We start from the raw sequence: 17,382 nt of genomic DNA on the forward strand, positions 1-17,382 counted from the left end.
AATTCCACGCGCCCGGCTCACAGCCGGTACGCCTTCTTGGCAAGCGTGTAGGCAAGCTCCCGCGCCAGCTCATGCGCCTCGTCCTCACGCAGCCGGTGCTCGGCGACGAGACGGGCGAGAAAGGCGCAGTCAACCCGGCGCGCCACATCGTGACGGGCGGGAATCGACGGAAAGGCACGGGTGTCATCGTTGAAGCCGACGGTGTTGTAGAAGCCGGCGGTCTCGGTGGTCATCTCGCGGAACCGGCGCATGCCTTCCGGACTGTCGTGGAACCACCAGGCCGGCCCGAGCTTCAACGCCGGATAGACGCCGGCCAGCGGCGCCAGTTCGCGCGCGTAGCTGGTCTCGTCGAGCGTGAACAGAATGATGGAGAGGTCGCGCTCCAGCCCGACGCAGTCGAGCAAGGGTTTGAGCGCCGCGGCATAGTCGGTGCGGGTCGGAATATCGAAGCCTTTGTCGCGGCCGAATTTTTGGAAAACACCAGGCGAGTGGTTGCGCCAGGAGCCGGGATGGATCTGCATGACCAGCCCGTCGTCGCGGCTCATCTTGGCCATTTCGGTCAGCATCTGGGCGCGAAACAGCTTGCGCTCGCGCTCGTCGTCCGAGCCGCGGCGGATGCGGTTGAACAGCTCTTCCGCCGCCGCATCGGAAAGATTGGCGGTCTCGGCCGTCGGATGGCCGTGGTCCGACGAGGTTGCGCCGAAGCTTTTGAAGAAGGCGCGGCGCTGGCGATGCGCGTCGAGATAGCCGGCCCATGTGCCGGTGTCGCAGCCGGCGATCTCGCCCAGACGATCGAGATTGGCCGAAAATCCTTCGAAGTCGGGATCGACGACGGCATCCGGCCTGTAGGCAGTGATGACGCGGCCCTGCCAGCCGCTGTCGCGGATCGTCTTGTGCCATTGGAGATCGTCGAGTGCGCCCTCGGTCGTCGCGATGACCTCGATGTTGAAGCGCTCGAACAGCGCGCGTGGGCGATAATCGTCGCGCTGCAAAAGCGCCGCGATGGTGTCGTAATGGCGGCTAGCGGTGCTGGCGTTGAGCGGCTCTTCGATGCCGAACAGATGCTCGAGCACATGGTCGAGCCACAACCGCGTCGGCGTGCCGCGGAAGAGGTAATAGTGCTCGGCGAAGCGCCGCCAGATCGCCCTGGGATCGGTCTCGACCGGCGAGCCGTCGAGGGTCGGGACGCCGAGATCTTCCAGCCGCACGCCCTGGCTGAACAGCATACGGAAAATGTAGTGGTCGGGCACCACCAGCAATTGCGCGGGATCGGGGAATGGCTCGTTGAGCGCATACCAACGCGGATCGGTGTGGCCGTGCGGGCTGATGATCGGCAGGTCCTTGATGCCGGCATGGAGATCGCGCGCGATCGACAGCGCGCGCCCTTCGGCGGCAAAAAGCAGATCCGGATCGGTCAGTCCCGCCACGTCGTTCCTCCCAGGGGCGATATCGGTAGGATTGGAAAGAAATAATGTCAACATACAAAAACTGGATTGTTGTATGATGACTTTTAACCGGCGTCAGGTCATTGTGCGGCGGAAGAGCGGATGTTACGCCGCTAGCAGATCCCGCCCCGCACACCATCCAGCGACAAGCCGCGCCCAACAAGCCAAGCCATGACCAGCAGACGCCTTTCCAACGCAACAGTGCAATCCTTGCCGGCCTCGGTCGCGGTCCCCCCCTATGATCGCGCCAGTGTCGCCCCAGGCATCGTCCATCTCGGCGTTGGAGCCTTCCACCGTGCCCATCAGGCCGCCTATGTCGATGACTGCCTAGCGGCCGGCGAGACCGGCTGGGGCATTGTCGGCGTCTCGCTGCGCAGCCCCGACACGCGCGATGCGCTGACGCCACAGGACGGGCTCTACACGCTGGCGGTGCGCGGCAGCGATGGCGAAGCGCTGCACATTATCGGCTCGATCCAGTCGATGCTGGTCGCGCCGGAAGACCCCGGCGCGGTGCTGGCCGCGCTGACCGACCCGCGCACCCGCATCGTCACCCTGACCATCACCGAAAAGGCCTATCTCAGGGCCGCCGACGGCAGCCTCGACGAAAACCATCCCGATATCGTCCACGATCTGGGCAATCCCGGATCTCCCAGGACAGCGCATGGATTCCTGGCGGAAGCGCTGGTGCGACGCCGGGCCGCCGGCACGCCGCCCTTCACCGTGCTTTGCTGCGACAACCTGCCGGCCAATGGCGCCACGCTGCACCGGCTGCTGGTCGGGTTTGCAAAACTGCGCGATGCCGGCGCTGCTGCTTCAGGCGACGCTGCCCTCGCCGGTCATATAGCCGATGACGTTGCATTCCCATCGAGCATGGTCGACCGCATCGTGCCGGCAACCACCGATGCCGACCGGGCGCGCATCGCGGTCGAACTCGGCCTCGAGGACGCCTGGCCGGTGATGACCGAACCGTTCCGGCAATGGGTGATCGAAAACAGGTTTCCAGCCGGCCGCCCGGCCTGGGAGAAATTCGGCGTCACCATGGTCGAGGATGTCCGGCCGTTCGAGGACATGAAGCTTCGGCTGCTCAACGGCGCCCATTCGGGCATCGCCTATATCGGCCTGCTCAGCGGCCACGTCACCGTCGACCGCGCCTTCGCGGATCCCGCGATCCGCGCGTTCGTCGACCGGCTCTGGGCCGAGGCCATCCCGACATTGCCTGGGGATGCCGGGCTCGACACGTCAGCCTATACGGCCGAACTTGCCGAACGTTTCTCCAACACCGCGCTGGCCCACCGCACCGCGCAGATCGCCAATGACGGCAGCCAGAAATTGCCGCAGCGCATTGTCGCTACCGCCATCGAGTGCATCCAGGCCGGCCTGGTCCCGGAGCATCTGACGCTGGTGATCGCCGCCTGGATCGCCGCCTGCGAGGCGCGCGGCAAGGACCTGCCGGAAGCCCACTTTACCGATCCGCTCGACGCGGCGCTGGCGGCGCTCGACGAACGACGGATGCTGGAACGAGTAGCGGCGGTGTTCGACTGGGCCGGCTTCGCCAGCGGCAAGCCCGAGCGGCAGACGCTGATCGAACTGGTCGCCGCTCATCGCGAGCATATCCTGCAAGGCGGGATCGTGCTTGCGCTCTCAGCGCTCGGCATACCGGAGCCGACAAACGTAGGCTGAAGCTGGTCCGGAACCGCCCATTTCAAGCCTATTGTCCCGCCGGAGCGTCCAGCCTCTGCCGCGACGAATACTCCGTGCCTTGCGAATTCCAGAACAGTCGCACTGCCTTGCCGACCAGGTTTTCGGCAGGAACGAAGCCGACACTGAGCCGGCTATCGGAGGAATTATCCCTGTTGTCGCCAAGCACGAAATAGTGGCCTTCGGGCACGTCGAACACCCGCGTGTTGTCGGTTATTGAATTGTCCGTAAGACTGATGACGGAATAGGAAACGCCGTTGGGGAGGGTTTCACGTTGCAGTCTGGCGCTTTGGGGAGAGTCCTCGGAGCTGTACGGACCAACATCCTCGAGTTTGACCGCCACACCATTGATGCGAAGGATTCCGTCGACCATCTGGATTTTGTCGCCCGGCAGTCCAACGACCCGCTTGACGTAGTCGATGCTCGGATCCGCTGGAAATTTGAACACCACAATATCTCCGCGCTTCGGCTCGGCGGCAAAGATCCGGCCTTCGAAGGGCAGCAGCCCAAGAGGAACACTGTAGCGGCTGTAACCATAGGCAAACTTCGAGACGAAGAAATAGTCGCCGAGTTCCAGCGTTGGTGTCATGCTGCCTGCCGGGGTCGAAAACGGCTGGAAGAGGAATGTGCGGATCGCTAACGCGGCTCCGTAGGAGGTCAGCACGGCCAACAGCAGCACCGAAAGGCCGTGTGAATACCACCGGTTCGGTCTGTATCGTGACGCGAAAGGCACGACGAGCGCTACCCACAGGACCATGAGACCTAAACTGGAGAGATCCACCAGCCAGGCGAGATCGACCCCCGGCAGAACCGGGAATCCCACATATGTCAGCGCAATGCTTATGGCGCTGATCACCACCAGGCTGGCAACCGCCGGCCGGCCGGCGCCGATCCAAAGGAACCCGCCGAACGGACCGCCAAAGGCCGCGATCAGCGCCGTCGTCCACCGGGATCGCGAGGCCGCTTCCGGTTGCGTTGTCTGTTCCGTCATCGGCCACCCCAAATCGATAGACAGCCGGACTGTCGAACAACCAGAAAGCAGGGGCAAGCCCCGATCCGACTGTACCGCCGCAGCCAAATCGCGGTTCCGCCGGCGCCATCGCCTAATACAAGCTCATCTCGCCCTGACTGGCAGCCGGCATGCCGCCACCCGATCTGATCATGCTGGCTGCCCGCCCTGAAATCCCGCCAAGGCCCTGCGCCTATGCGAGACGATCCAGGATGGCGGCCGCAACAAAAAAGCCGGGCTGAGCCCGGCCTTTTCTTCAAGTCATTCTGCGGCTTACGCCGGCAGCAGCGCGCCTTCGAGCGTGGTAAGCTGGCTAAGGAACTGCTCCGCCTTGCTGCGGCTCTGGTCGTCCTTGGCGTCGGCGGCGTCTTCCTTGGCTTCCTGGATGCGGCGGGCGAGATCGGCGCGGTCGATATCGCCGACGGCGACCGCCGATTCGGCGAGCAGCGTGCAGCCGGCAGGGACGATGTCGGCAAAGCCGCCGAACACCACATAGCGCTCTTCCTTGCCGCCGGCGGTCTTCAGCGTGACGACGCCCGGCTTGATCGTGGTCATGACTGGCGCATGGTGCGCCATGACTGTCATTTCACCTTCGGCGCCTGGAATGACGACGGACTCGACCTGCTCGGAAACCAGGAGGCGCTCCGGCGAGACCAGTTCGAACTTGAAAGCTTCAGCCATGTCAATTTAGTGAGTAGGGAATAGTGAGTAGGGAGTAGGGAGAGGACAGCTGTCCTGATCACCCGGCCGCTATTCACTACTGACTACTGACTACTCCCTATTGCCTTGATTACGCTGCTTCAGCCGCCAGGCGCTGAGCCTTCTCGACCGCTTCGTCGATGCCGCCGACCATGTAGAAGGCGGCTTCCGGCAGGTGATCGTAGTCGCCGTTGCAGAGGCCCTTGAAGCCCTTGATTGTGTCGGCGAGGTCGACCAGCTTGCCCGGCGCACCCGTAAACACTTCGGCGACGAAGAACGGCTGCGACAGGAAGCGCTCGATCTTGCGGGCGCGGGCCACCGTCTGCTTGTCCTCTTCCGACAGCTCATCCATGCCAAGGATGGCGATAATGTCCTGCAGCGACTTGTAGCGCTGGAGGATCGACTGCACCTGGCGGGCGACGGCATAGTGCTCCTCGCCGACGACCAGCGGATCGAGCATGCGCGAGGTCGAGTCGAGCGGATCGACGGCGGGGTAGATGCCCTTTTCCGAGATCGCGCGGTTGAGCACGGTCGTCGCGTCCAGGTGGGCGAACGAGGTCGCAGGCGCCGGGTCGGTCAAATCGTCGGCCGGCACGTAGATCGCCTGCACCGAAGTGATCGAACCCTTGGTCGTTGTGGTGATGCGTTCCTGCAGCGCACCCATGTCGGTGGCCAGCGTTGGCTGGTAACCCACGGCCGAAGGAATACGGCCGAGCAGCGCCGACACTTCAGAACCGGCCTGCGTGAAGCGGAAGATGTTGTCGACGAAGAACAGCACGTCCTGGCCCTGGTCGCGGAAATATTCGGCGACCGTCAGGCCGGTCAGGCCAACGCGGGCACGCGCGCCCGGCGGCTCGTTCATCTGGCCATAGACCAGTGCCGCCTTGGAGCCTTCGCCGCCGCCCTTCTTGTTGACGCCGGACTCGATGAACTCGTGATAAAGATCGTTGCCCTCGCGGGTGCGCTCGCCGACGCCGGCGAAGACCGAGAAGCCGCCATGCGCCTTGGCGACGTTGTTGATCAGCTCCTGGATCAGAACCGTCTTGCCGACGCCGGCGCCGCCGAACAGGCCGATCTTGCCTCCGCGGGCGTAGGGCGCCAGAAGGTCGAGCACCTTGATGCCGGTGATCAGGATCTGCGCTTCCGTCGACTGTTCGACATAGGTAGGCGCCGGCTGGTGGATGGCGCGCATCTCGATGCCGTCGACCGGGCCTTCTTCGTCGACCGGCTCGCCGATGACGTTGATGATGCGGCCGAGCATGCCCGGGCCGACCGGAACGGTGATCGGCGCGCCGGTGTCATAGACGTCCTGGCCGCGAACCAGGCCTTCGGTGGAATCCATGGCGATGCAGCGCACGGTGTTTTCGCCCAGATGCTGGGCAACTTCGAGCACCAGGCGGTTGCCGACATTGGAGGTTTCGATGGCGTTCAAAATGGCCGGCAGATGATCGCCGAACTGCACGTCGACGACGGCGCCGATGACCTGGCGAACCTTGCCGATGGCGCCGGTCTTCTTGACGGCAACGCTCGTCGTCTTCGCTGCCGGGGCCGCGGCCTTGGCGGGCGCGGCCGCCTTCTTGGCCGGAGCGGCCTTCGCCGCTGCTGCCGGAGCCTTTGCGGCCGCTTTGGGGGCCGTCTTCGCGGGGGTCGCTGCTTTCGCCATCGTCTTTACCCTTCTCGTCCTTTGTTTCTCACGCTCCATCAGAAGGTCGATGACCTCCTGGCGGTCGCGCCTAGAGCGCTTCGGCGCCCGAAATGATTTCGATCAGTTCCTTGGTGATCTGCGCCTGCCGCTGGCGGTTATAGGTGATCGACAGTTTGTTGATCATGTCGCCGGCATTGCGCGTTGCATTGTCCATGGCGCTCATTTTGGCGCCCATCTCGCCGGCTGCGTTTTCGAGCAGCGCGCGGAAGACCTGGACCGAGATGTTGCGCGGAATGAGGTCGGTGAGGATCTCGCCCGGCTCCGGCTCGTATTCGTAGACGGCATTGCCACCGGCGGTCGCTTCGGCGGGAGCCGAAGCCACGCCGGCAGGAATGATCTGCTGCGCGGTCGGAATCTGGCTGATCACCGACTTGAACTGCGAATAAAACAGCGTGCAGATATCGAAGCCGCCTTCGCCGAACAGATGGATGATCTTACGGGCGATCGCATCGGCATTGACGAAGCCGAGCTTCTTGACATCGCGTAGGTCGACGCGGTCGATAATCAGCGAGGCATAGTCTCGGCGCAGAATGTCGAAACCCTTCTTGCCGACGCAGATGATCTTGACCTGCTTGCCGTCGGCCAGAAGCCGGCGGATATGGTCGCGGGCCAGACGTGCGATCTGCGAGTTGAAGCCGCCGCACAGGCCGCGCTCGGCCGTGCAGACGACGAGCAGATGCACATCGTCCTTGCCGGTGCCGGTCATCAGCGCCGGGGCATCGCCGCCGCCGCCGATCGCCTGCGTGATATTGGCCAGCACCGCACCCATCCGCTCGGAATAGGGACGCGCCGCCTCCGCTGCTTCCTGCGCGCGACGCAGCTTCGCCGCGGCGACCATCTGCATCGCCTTGGTGATCTTCTGCGTCGCCTTGACCGAGGCGATACGGTTACGAAGGTCTTTTAATGAAGGCATGCTTCAAACCTGATCCCGAGCGTCCGGCTTCTTCTCAAGCGAAGGTCTTGGCGAAGGCGTCGATCTCGGCCTTCAGCTTGGCGCGCAGATCGTCCGACAGCGCCTTTTCCTTGCGGATGCCGTCCAGCACGTCCTTGCCGGCCGAGCGCATATGGCTGAGCAGGCCGTGCTCGAACTTGCCGACCTGGTTCAGCGCCAGCTTGTCGAGATAGCCGTTGACGCCGGCGAAGATCACCGTGACCTGCTCCTCGACCTTGAGCGGCGAGAACTGCGGCTGCTTCAACAGTTCGGTCAGGCGCGAGCCGCGGTTGAGCAGGCGCTGCGTGGCGGCGTCGAGATCGGAGCCGAACTGCGCGAACGCAGCCATTTCGCGGTACTGCGCGAGCTCGCCCTTGATCGAGCCGGCGACCTGCTTCATCGCCTTGATTTGCGCCGACGAACCGACGCGCGACACCGACAGGCCGACGTTGACCGCCGGACGGATGCCCTGGAAGAACAGGTTGGTTTCGAGGAAGATCTGGCCGTCGGTGATCGAGATCACGTTGGTCGGGATGTAGGCCGACACGTCGTTGGCCTGCGTCTCGATGATCGGCAGCGCGGTCAGCGAACCGCCGCCCAGATCGTCGTTGAGCTTGGCGGCGCGCTCGAGCAGGCGCGAATGCAGGTAGAACACGTCGCCCGGATAGGCTTCGCGACCCGGCGGGCGGCGCAGCAAGAGCGACATCTGGCGATAGGCGACGGCCTGCTTCGACAGATCGTCATAGCTGATCAGCGCATGCATGCCGTTGTCGCGGAAATATTCGCCCATGGTGGCGCCGGTGAACGGCGCCAGGAACTGCATCGGCGCCGGATCGGAAGCTGTGGCGGCGACGATGATCGAATATTCAAGGGCGCCGCGCTCTTCGAGAACCTTCACGAACTGCGCGACCGTCGAGCGCTTCTGCCCGATGGCGACGTAGACGCAGTAGAGCTTTTCCTTTTCCGGCCCGTTGTCGTGCACGGCCTTCTGGTTGAGCATCGTGTCGAGGATGATCGCGGTCTTGCCGGTCTGGCGATCGCCGATGACCAGCTCGCGCTGGCCGCGGCCAACGGGGATCAGCGCATCGATGGCCTTGAGGCCGGTCGACATCGGCTCGTTGACCGACTTGCGCGGGATGATGCCTGGCGCCTTGACGTCGACGCGCTTGCGTTCGGTCGCCTTGATCGGGCCCTTGCCGTCGATCGGATTCCCGAGCGCGTCGACGACGCGGCCGAGCAGGCCCATGCCGACAGGCGTATCGACGATGGCGCCGGTGCGTTTGACGATGTCGCCTTCCTTGATGTCGCGGTCGGCGCCGAAGATGACGACGCCGACATTGTCGGCTTCGAGGTTGAGCGCCATGCCGCGGATGCCGCCGGGGAATTCGACCATTTCGCCGGCCTGGACATTGTCGAGGCCGTAGACGCGAGCGATACCGTCACCGACGGACAGCACCTGGCCGACTTCGGAGACCTCGGCCTCCTTGCCGAAATTCTTGATCTGGTCTTTGAGAATTGCGGAAATTTCCGCGGCGCGGATGTCCATCAGCCGACCTCTTTCAGTGCAAGCTTGAGCGAATTGAGTTTGGTTTTGAGCGACGTATCGATCTGGCGCGAGCCCATCTTGACCACCAGCCCGCCGAGCAGCGACGGATCGACGGTAACAGTGATGGCCACGTCCTTGCCGGCGACGCCTTTCAGCGCGGCCTTGAGTTCGGTCTGCTGGGCAGCCGTCAGTTCATGCGCCGAAGTGACCTCGGCTGATGTCTCACCGCGCTGTTCGGCGGCGATCTTGCGAAAAGCCTTGATCATGCCGGGCACCGCGAAGAGCCGGCGGTTGCGGGCGACGACGCGCAGGAAATTGCCGGTCAGGCCGGTGATGCCGGCCTTGTCGGCGATCGACGCGATTGCCTTGGCCTGGTCCTCGCTGGAGAACACCGGGCTGTTGATGAGGCGCGTCAGGTCGGCGCTGTCATCCAGCATCCTGGCGAAACTGTCGAGGTCGGCCTCGACCTTGGCCACCGAATTCGACTGCCGCGCAAGTTCGAACAGCGAACCCGCGTAGCGTTCTGCGACACCCGAGATTGGCGATGACGATTGAGCCACGGACCGTCTTTTCTCTTGTCTGAGGGGCCGCAGATTGTTGGCGCGAGCAAAAACTCTGGCTAAATCTTTGACCTTACTAAGTTTTTCCAAGCACGGAGGCGCGGCTTCCGCTATCCCCGGCCGAAAGTCGATTGCCGTCTAGCACAGGCATTTTAAGACCGCAATGCGTCGTCCCGCATGCTTTTCGGGCACTATTGTCGCATCCGGCCGCAGAGTTCAACCGAAGCCTTTGGATTGGCTGCCGATTCAGGGCAGAAAGCCGAAGACGAAGGCAAGCGGCAACGCGGCCAGGACGAGTTCGACGACGATCGACGCCCAGTTGAAAGGCGTGTTGGCGCCGTCCGACATCATCGACAGCAAACGGCCAAAAGCGGTGAACAGCCAGGAAAAGCCGAGTGCCATATAGAGCCACGGCTGCGCCAACAGAATGCAGCACAGGCTGACGCCGAGATAGAAGCCCGACATCCGGCCGCGCCCTTCCGCGATTGCCGCTGCCCTTTCGGGCCGGACCTGCAGCCGCAGAATCCGAAATGCCAGCCCTGGCGCGAGGAAAAACAGCAGACCGAGCGCCAAGGTGACGACGGCGCTGGACCAAGCCAGCCATTCGCCCTGGCTGGTCGGCCACGGAAACGCAAATTCCATCTTGCTTTCATCCCCTCACAGCAATGCCGGATGTATTGAATGTCGCTGCAAAAAGAAGTCAAGCGCGCGGCAGTTTTGGCACGCAATTCGTGAAGGAGCGGAAGGCTGTTTAGGCCGCGCGCGCGTCCGGCCAGCATCGTGGCCAACCTGTATTGTCAGGCGACGCCTCACTCCTATCTGCAGGACCGGTTTTGCACAGCCAAAGGCCCCGACACCGATCGCCTTTATTTCCTGACCGGGCACCTCAATCTGGCCGGCACGGAAGCAGATCGATGGAAGCTGAAAGTGGTCGGCAGCGGCAATGTCGCCGTGGCCGCCCAGCCCTGATCTCTGTTTTGGCCCTTCAGGGCAGCATGAATGCGACCGCCGCCTCGGCATGGATGCGCGTGGTGTCGAACACCGGAATGTCGAAATCGCGCTCGCCAATCAACATGGTGATCTCGGTGCAGCCCATGATGACGCCATCGATCTTCTCATCGCGTCGCAGACGGGCGACCTCGTCGATATAGGCCGCCTTCGATGCCGCGCTGACGATGCCCCGGCAGAGCTCGTCGTAGATTACCTGGTGCACCATGTCGCGCCCGGCCTGGTCCGGCACCACGGGCTGCAGCCCGTATTTCTCCGTCAGTCGGCCCTTGTAGAAATCCTGCTCCATGGTGAAGCGGGTCGCCAGCAGCGCCGGCCGCTTGACGCCGGCGCCCTTGACCGCGACGGCCGTGGCGTCGGCAATGTGGATAAGCGGGATCGACACCGCCGCCTGCACCCGGTCGGCGAGCTTGTGCATGGTGTTGGTGCAGATCAAAAGCCCCTCTGCGCCGCCCGCCTCCAGCTTGCGCGCCGCATCCGCCAGCAGCACGCCCGCACTGTCCCAGTCGCCATGATGCTGCCGGTCGGCGATTTCGGCGAAGTCGAAGGAATAGAGCAACAGCTTTGCCGAATGCAGCCCGCTCAGCCGCTCGCGCACGATCTCGTTGAGCAGGCGATAATAGATCGCCGTCGATTCCCAGCTCATGCCGCCGATGAGGCCAAGGGTTTTCATGCGCTGAGCCTCCAGCAGGACCGAACGATCTCTCTCACAGAAAAGCTTTACGGGTCGATGTCAACCTTAACGCGCGCCGTACCACGCTCTTCGGCCCGCCTCCACAAACATCACCGCGCGCCCGATTCGGTCATCCTCGCATTGGCGCCGAGATGATGCAGGCTTTGTGTCGTGTGCCTTGAACTCCAGGCAACCGGCGGATCGGGCAGATCGAGATCGAACTGTGCCCGCCCGAGCAGCGAATTGACGATCTTGGCGCTGCGCCAAGCCATCAGGCTGAGCTGCGGCTCGGCTATGCCATGGCTGAGCCGGCCGGCATTGAGCGCGTAGATCCGGCGGTCGTCGGGCCCGTCCCATTCGACCTCGAAGCTGGCGTTGAGCCTGTAATGACCGCGCTCGTCCAGCGCGATCCTGTTCATGAGCGGCGCCATGCAATCAGGAATGGCAAAGGCATAGCCGGTGGCCAGAACCACCGCATCGACGGTGCGCGTCTCGATGGCGCCGTCGAAGCCGTTGCGCATGATCAGCCGGTATTCGCTGCCTTCCCGCGTCACGTTCAGCACTTCGCGGTGCGGCGTCATGTTGACCGCCGTCGTTTCCTCCGAGAGGTGCCGCAGCGTGTAAAGCTGGCGATAGATCGCCTTCAGTGTGCTCGTCGATGCGCCGTCACCGGCAAGCAGTTGCTGTTCCAGGATCGTCTCACGCCGCCCTTGCGGCAGCCGATGGAAGCTTTCGACATAGCCCGGCGTGAAGAGTTCGTCGGTGAAAGGCGAGTCGTCCAGTGGCAGGAAATTCGGCCGCATCGAGATCCACTCGATTTCGCGGCCGGCGAAGCGGTCGGAGGAGATCAGATGCAGAAGCACTTCGGCGCCGCTCTGGCCACCGCCGATCACGGCGACACGCTGTCCGCTCAGGCGATCGAGGCGGTTGGCGGCCTGGGCGTTGTGGAAGCATTGATCGGAGGCCGCCGCCCGCGCCCAGGCGGGGATGTTGGGCACCAGCCCGACGGCAATGGCGAGATTGCGCGCGTTCACCTGCTCGCGGCCGATACGCAGCCTGAAATTCGTTCCGTCGAAGTCGATCCGGTCGACGGCGCTGGCGAAGCGCAGCGAAGACAAGTTCTCGCCGACCCATCCGAGATAGCGGGCGAATTCCGGCCGCGGGATGGCTGAGAAATCCGCGTTGAGGAATTCATAGAACCGCTTCTGCGCGACCAGATAGGACATGAACGACCATGGGCTGGTCGGATGCGTCGCGGTGACGAGATCCTTGAGGAAGGATGTCTGCAGTTCGACGCCCGGCAGCATCATGCCCGGGTGCCATTCGAGCCGCGTCGCCCTGTCGAAGAAGCGCGCGTCGACGCCGTCCACCGCATCGAGATGGGCGGCGAGGCTGAGGTTGAACGGCCCGATGCCGATGCCGGCGAGGTCAAGCGTATGGGTCATGGCGAACTCCTTGTGGAGCTGGCTGGGCTGATGGGAGATCGCCGGGCTGACTCGGGGTTAAGCGGATTGTCGAGCGGTGTGCCGAGGTCAGGCAGAGGGCGTTCGCCGCTGTCGCCGTACCCGATCGCGAACCGCACCTTGTTGATGGCGATGCGCGGAATCTTGGGCGCAAACAGATCGAAAAGCGCGAACCGTTCCGCCAGTTCAGGGTTCTGCGCCTGGTAGCGCCGGATGGCGCCGGCGAGGATGGCATAGAAAATCCTCTCGTCGAAGCGGTCCCAGGCGGCCAGCGCCTCGGACAGGAAGCGCAGGACGCTGACGATGTGGCCGGTCTGCAAATGCTGGAGAAGATGCGCCGGCGGCCGGCGCTTCAGCGTCGACAGGATTTTTCCGTCGAGGTCGGCCAGTTCGGGAAACGGCTGGTCGACGAGATCGAGGTCGCCCTGAAAGTCCTTGACCGCCACGCCGACGGGCGTCGCGCCATCGAGGATGATGGTGACGTTCTGGCCATGGGCGATGAAGCCGACGCCGTAACGACACATGAAGTGGTAGAGCGGCACGAAGGCCGTGGAGAACAGGCGATCGAGCCATGCCTCCGGACCAAGGCCGGATTGCTCGATCAAGGCGCTGGCGATCGGCCTGCCATGCGCGTCGCGCTGCGGCAGGGCGCCCATCATCATCGGCCGCTGGCCCGCCGGCAGATCCTTTTCGGGGCTTTCGCGCCAGATGGCGCCCAGCATCTCGCAAAATTGGTAGGGCGCGCCTTCAACGCCGGTGTAGTGCGGGTGCGGATAGAAGGCGCCGGCGACTTCCCTCAGCACCTTGACGTCCTTGAGCACCGGGTCCGCGGCCGCCACCGTGGCCAGCCAGCGCGACAGATCGGCGCCGATCGCCATGTATTTGCCCGGCACGCCGCGCCACGCTGAGGTGTTGAGGACGGTCAGCGGCAGCTTGACGTGCAGCGCCTCGGGCCGTGCCACATTGGCAAGCGTGCGCAGCGACTGCAAGGGCAGGAACGGATCGCCGAACTGGCCAAGCGGCACCAGCCGGCCGGCGGCGATCTCGCTACCATATTGCGAGGCGATCATCGCCTGCCACTGCCAGGGGTGGACCGGCAGCAGCCTATGCGTCGATCGCGAGATCCCGGCGGCGCTGAAAGCCGCTTCGAGCCTTGCGCGCTCGTAGTCGCCGAGTGCGGCCTGCAGCAGCGCCTCTTCGTCGAGCCCGCAGTCAAGCGCCAGCAGGCAGCGATCGCTGGCGGCGGCAAGCCAGAAGAGCTGGAATGCGGTGGCCGATTCTGGCGCGTAGCGCTCGAAGTCGTCCCGTCCCCAGCCAAGCCGTCCCTTGTTGGCAGGGGCCTTCGGATGGCCGTCGAGCAATGCCTGCAACTCGGTATCCGGCAGCGCGGCTAGATCGGCGGCCGGTCGATTGCCGCGTGCCTTGGCGATCCGCATGTCGGCCATCAGCGTGTTGTAAAGCTCCTTCGCATAGGTGCAGAATGTTGCCGGCGACATGCCGAGCGTCTCGCGCGCGTCGGCGAAGAAGGCGACCGCATCGTCGACCGGCAGCTCGATGCCGGCGTCGCGAGTCAGCGTCTCCGGACGGACGGCGATCTGGCCCCACAGGCGCCGCGTCGCGGCAAAGCGATAGGTCACGCCGGGGCCGGGCGTCAGCTCCCATCGGCCGGGCGAAAGCTCGCGCGGCGACAGGCACTCCTCGAAGGTCAGTTCGGAAATGGCCTTGGCGACGGCGTCGCGGTTGATCGCGGCCCAGCGTGTCGCCTCCCCCGCTTTGGCAATCGGTTGCTGCACCGTCACAGCGGCACCTCGCGGAAGAAGCGCTCGCGTTCGCAGCAGACCAGCGCCGCGCGCTTGTGCGGGAAGTCGAACTCCTTGACTTTGTCGTAGGCGGCGCCGGCGCAATAGCTCAGCATCTTCTGGTGCGCGGCGCGTGGCTCGCCGACGACGCGCTGCGTGCGCGGCTCGTCGAGGAACAGATAGTGGGTGACGGAGCGGAACAGTGACAGCGTCTTCGGCCGGCCGAGATGGCGCATATTGCCGATCAGCCCATGCCAGCCGCGGTCCCAGTCGTGCGGCTCATAATAGGGCCCGAGCCGGTCCTCCTTGGCCCAGTAGAACTCGAAATAGCCGGTCGGCTCGCCGTCGAAGCTGGCGATGACGCCGAAAATATGCGGATCGCTTTCCTGCTCGGCGAGATATTTGTCGAGATCCTCATGGCTCTGGGCAAGTTCCCAGAAGAAGGCGACGCGGCCATCGTTCATCCAGCGATGGAAGAGGTCGAGATCGGTCCGGCGGTCGATCGGCCGCAGCGACACGGTGAGGCCGATTTCCGGAATCCAGCGTTCGTACATCGGGCCGCAGGGGCGCGGTTGGCGCAATGGCGGCAGCCGGTCTTCCGGGCCGATAGCGGTCGTCAATGCCGGATAGGTGACATGCGAGGCCTGGCTGCGCCACAGCAGCGGCAGCTGGCGCAGGACCGAGCGATGAATGACGGCGCGCTCCGGTTCGCCTGCGGCCGTCTCGGTGGCCAGCGCCGAAACCGGCCACAGCGTCTTGGCCGCCGGCAGGAAGGCGCAGTCGAAGGAAGGATGCAGGCGCAGCGCGGCGTCGACGAGACCTGCCAGGATTTGCGGTTGGTCGAGGCGGCCGCCAATGAACGCGACATCGTCGATGAGCAGGCGGCCATCCGCGATGGAGATGCGGGCCTGTCCCACCGCTGTTCCCTCAGCGTTGACCAGGCTGACATGGCCATCGCCGGCACAAATGGCGAGCGGCTCCGCGGCCGAGGCCAGATGCTGCCATCCTTCGTTGCCGGCGACGGTGGCGGGTGACCAGTTTTTCGCAGCCTCGATGTTCATGCGTATTCTCTCACATGCAGGGGGTTGGGAAGCTCGACGTAACCGGCCAGCGGATCGGTCACCTCGGTGTTCTCATTGATGTCGCGCAGCGCGATCAGGAAATTGCCCTTGGCGGCGAGCGTCGGCGCGTTGAGCAAATAGTCGACGCAGGACCGGTCAGCCATCGGCGTGGCGGCCAGCCGCTCGAGCGAGCGGCGGAATATCGCCAGCAGATCGTCTTCGTTGGTGAGGCCAGCGGCGGCAAGGGCTGCGACGGCGGCGAAAGCGCCATTGACGACCAGATAGTAGCCGAACAGCTTCGCGGCCGCTTCCGCTGGGAAGACATGATCGCCCGCCTGACCAGCCTCGGGCGCGAATTCGCGCAGCCTGGGCAGGAATTCCTCGACATAACCGGTGCCCTGGCAGTCGCGAAAATAGAGCGCATTCGGCCAGCCGCCGGCGAGGCCGACGACGAGGTTTTGCTGATGGGCGCCGAACAGCAGGCCGAATTCCGAGAAGGCAACGATAAACGGCTCGATGGCGGCATGAAGGAAACGCTCGAACCACAAACGCGCCGTTTCCTCGACAGGTCGCTTCTCGTCGCGGGCGATACGGTGGACCAGGTCGGACAGATGGCTTTCGGTACGGCCGGGATGGCGCTCGCAAAGCGCGCCGAGAACGGCAGCCGGCGGATTGCCCGTGCCGCGAAACGGATTTTCGCGAAACGAGACGATGGTATCCGTCATCAGCCGGCCGTCTTCGTCACGCAGGCAGAACCAGGCGGGCTCACCCAGCACCGTCATGGTCGGGCAGCGCCGCTGCAAGGCATAGCCGAGCTTGCCCTTGACCAGCCGGTGCACCGAAAGGCCGCGCCGGCACTCATGCTCCTCGACGATGCGCCTGGAATTGGTCAGGCGCAGGCTGAGCGAGAATTTCAGCATCCACTCGGCTTCAGACGAATGAACCGTGCGCAGCGAGGTCGTGGCCCGCCACGCTGGTCCGCCGAGCCCAACATCGACGATACGACCGGCGCGAAACAGGCGCTCGACGCGGTCTTCCAGCATGAGCCGTACGGCCTGCCACGGATGCATCGGAACGAGAACCTTGCCCTGTTGCTTGCCAGCCCGAGCAAGCAGCTGCGGATCGCTGGCGGCAAGCCCGCGGACCATCTCGGTGACATCTAGCGGCTCGACGCTGCCTCCAGTGAGGATGGTCGGGTCGACGGCCCACCAGCGCAGTTTGAACGCATTGCAGTATTCATGCCCGAAGCGCGCGGAATCCGTGTGCGTGAACTCTTCGCGACTCATCGGCGCCGGATGCACGGCATGGCCGAAGCGCAGGGCGCTTTCGGCATCGATGAAATCAGGATCGCCTTCGGAGAAGGGCCGCGACGATCCACGCGCCGCAGTCGCGTCAGCGATTGCGGCGATGCTGGCCAGGCTGCGGCGCAGGAAGGTCAGTCGGCTTTTCGCTGTCGCCCGGCCGGCAATGTCGGGATCCGCCAGGATCAGCGCCAAAAGGCTGAAAAGGTCGATCTCGGTCGCTTCGCCATCGGCCCCCTCGTTACTAATATCGAGGCGCCAGAGCGGCATCGCTAAATCGTGGTAACCAACCTTCGAGCGATGCCGCGCCTCGACGAGCACCGCCGCGCGCGAGGCAGGGAAATTCAGACGCAGCACGGCTGCCTGCGGCCGAAACAGCCCGGTTTGCCTGGCGTCGACGAATTCCCAGCTATCCCATTCCCGCAGCAACGCATTGAGTAACGGGCTTAATGCAGAGAAAGATTCTGGTTTTACTTGTTCCATG

The 17,382-nt window shown here is 64.1% G+C and carries 15 protein-coding genes; 2 read left to right on the forward strand and 13 right to left on the reverse strand.

Going from position 1 to position 17,382, the window contains the following annotated elements; translation table 11 throughout:
- Positions 1–17: 17 nt before the first annotated feature.
- Positions 18–1,427 (reverse strand): glucuronate isomerase, encoded by a 1,410-nt coding sequence (gene uxaC / locus NKI64_RS03125; protein WP_023698223.1) that lies wholly within the window; start codon positions 1,425–1,427, stop codon positions 18–20.
- 189 nt (positions 1,428–1,616) lie between these two features.
- On the opposite strand from uxaC, the gene NKI64_RS03130 reads away from it, so the two are divergent.
- On the forward strand, positions 1,617–3,125 hold the full coding sequence (locus NKI64_RS03130) for a mannitol dehydrogenase family protein (protein ID WP_023688888.1): 1,509 nt from the start codon (positions 1,617–1,619) through the stop codon (positions 3,123–3,125).
- A gap of 28 nt (positions 3,126–3,153) precedes the next feature.
- On the opposite strand, the gene lepB is transcribed toward NKI64_RS03130, so the two are convergent.
- From lepB to NKI64_RS03165, 7 genes are all read right to left on the reverse strand, one after another.
- Positions 3,154–3,900: a signal peptidase I gene (lepB, locus tag NKI64_RS03135; RefSeq protein WP_032892998.1), complete on the reverse strand. Its 747-nt coding sequence runs from the start codon at positions 3,898–3,900 to the stop codon at positions 3,154–3,156.
- 525 nt (positions 3,901–4,425) lie between these two features.
- Positions 4,426–4,833, reverse strand: a complete 408-nt coding sequence (locus tag NKI64_RS03140) for a F0F1 ATP synthase subunit epsilon (protein WP_023668674.1) — start codon at positions 4,831–4,833, stop codon at positions 4,426–4,428.
- Between the two features lie 109 nt (positions 4,834–4,942).
- On the reverse strand, positions 4,943–6,514 hold the full coding sequence (atpD, locus tag NKI64_RS03145; protein ID WP_023668673.1) for a F0F1 ATP synthase subunit beta: 1,572 nt from the start codon (positions 6,512–6,514) through the stop codon (positions 4,943–4,945).
- A gap of 70 nt (positions 6,515–6,584) precedes the next feature.
- Positions 6,585–7,469 carry a F0F1 ATP synthase subunit gamma gene (locus NKI64_RS03150; RefSeq protein WP_023668672.1) on the reverse strand — a complete coding sequence of 295 codons (885 nt, stop codon included), beginning with the start codon at positions 7,467–7,469 and terminating at the stop codon, positions 6,585–6,587.
- Positions 7,470–7,503: 34 nt separating this feature from the next.
- Positions 7,504–9,033 carry a F0F1 ATP synthase subunit alpha gene (gene atpA / locus NKI64_RS03155; protein ID WP_023684101.1) on the reverse strand — a complete coding sequence of 510 codons (1,530 nt, stop codon included), beginning with the start codon at positions 9,031–9,033 and terminating at the stop codon, positions 7,504–7,506.
- Positions 9,033–9,593 (reverse strand): F0F1 ATP synthase subunit delta, encoded by a 561-nt coding sequence (locus tag NKI64_RS03160; RefSeq protein ID WP_023688887.1) that lies wholly within the window; start codon positions 9,591–9,593, stop codon positions 9,033–9,035. Before NKI64_RS03160 ends, atpA begins: the two co-directional genes overlap by 1 nt.
- 246 nt (positions 9,594–9,839) lie before the next feature.
- Complete coding sequence (locus NKI64_RS03165; RefSeq protein WP_023684099.1) at positions 9,840–10,235, reverse strand: AGROH133_08824 family phage infection protein; 396 nt, start codon at positions 10,233–10,235, stop codon at positions 9,840–9,842.
- A gap of 138 nt (positions 10,236–10,373) precedes the next feature.
- Between NKI64_RS03165 and NKI64_RS03170 the strand changes: the two genes are divergently transcribed.
- Positions 10,374–10,562, forward strand: a complete 189-nt coding sequence (locus NKI64_RS03170) for a hypothetical protein (protein ID WP_023726136.1) — start codon at positions 10,374–10,376, stop codon at positions 10,560–10,562.
- A 16-nt stretch (positions 10,563–10,578) separates the two neighbouring features.
- Here NKI64_RS03170 and NKI64_RS03175 read toward each other — a convergent pair whose 3' ends face one another.
- The 5 genes from NKI64_RS03175 to NKI64_RS03195 all read right to left on the reverse strand — a co-directional run bounded on the left by NKI64_RS03175 (position 10,579) and on the right by NKI64_RS03195 (position 17,381).
- A complete protein-coding gene (locus NKI64_RS03175) occupies positions 10,579–11,274 on the reverse strand; it encodes an aspartate/glutamate racemase family protein (protein WP_023726135.1) in 696 nt (231 codons plus the stop codon).
- 110 nt (positions 11,275–11,384) lie between these two features.
- Complete coding sequence (locus NKI64_RS03180; protein ID WP_023726134.1) at positions 11,385–12,719, reverse strand: lysine N(6)-hydroxylase/L-ornithine N(5)-oxygenase family protein; 1,335 nt, start codon at positions 12,717–12,719, stop codon at positions 11,385–11,387.
- On the reverse strand, positions 12,716–14,536 hold the full coding sequence (locus NKI64_RS03185; protein ID WP_050588432.1) for an IucA/IucC family protein: 1,821 nt from the start codon (positions 14,534–14,536) through the stop codon (positions 12,716–12,718). Before NKI64_RS03185 ends, NKI64_RS03180 begins: the two co-directional genes overlap by 4 nt.
- Complete coding sequence (locus tag NKI64_RS03190) at positions 14,533–15,597, reverse strand: GNAT family N-acetyltransferase (protein ID WP_023755520.1); 1,065 nt, start codon at positions 15,595–15,597, stop codon at positions 14,533–14,535. The genes NKI64_RS03185 and NKI64_RS03190 overlap by 4 nt, the downstream gene beginning before the upstream one ends.
- Positions 15,594–17,381, reverse strand: coding sequence for an IucA/IucC family protein (locus NKI64_RS03195; RefSeq protein WP_352666456.1), 1,788 nt, complete (start codon positions 17,379–17,381; stop codon positions 15,594–15,596). The genes NKI64_RS03190 and NKI64_RS03195 overlap by 4 nt, the downstream gene beginning before the upstream one ends.
- Position 17,382: the final 1 nt, after the last annotated feature.

Origin of the sequence: Mesorhizobium sp. M0478, assembly GCF_040321305.1 — a bacterium.
GTDB lineage: Bacteria > Pseudomonadota > Alphaproteobacteria > Rhizobiales > Rhizobiaceae > Mesorhizobium.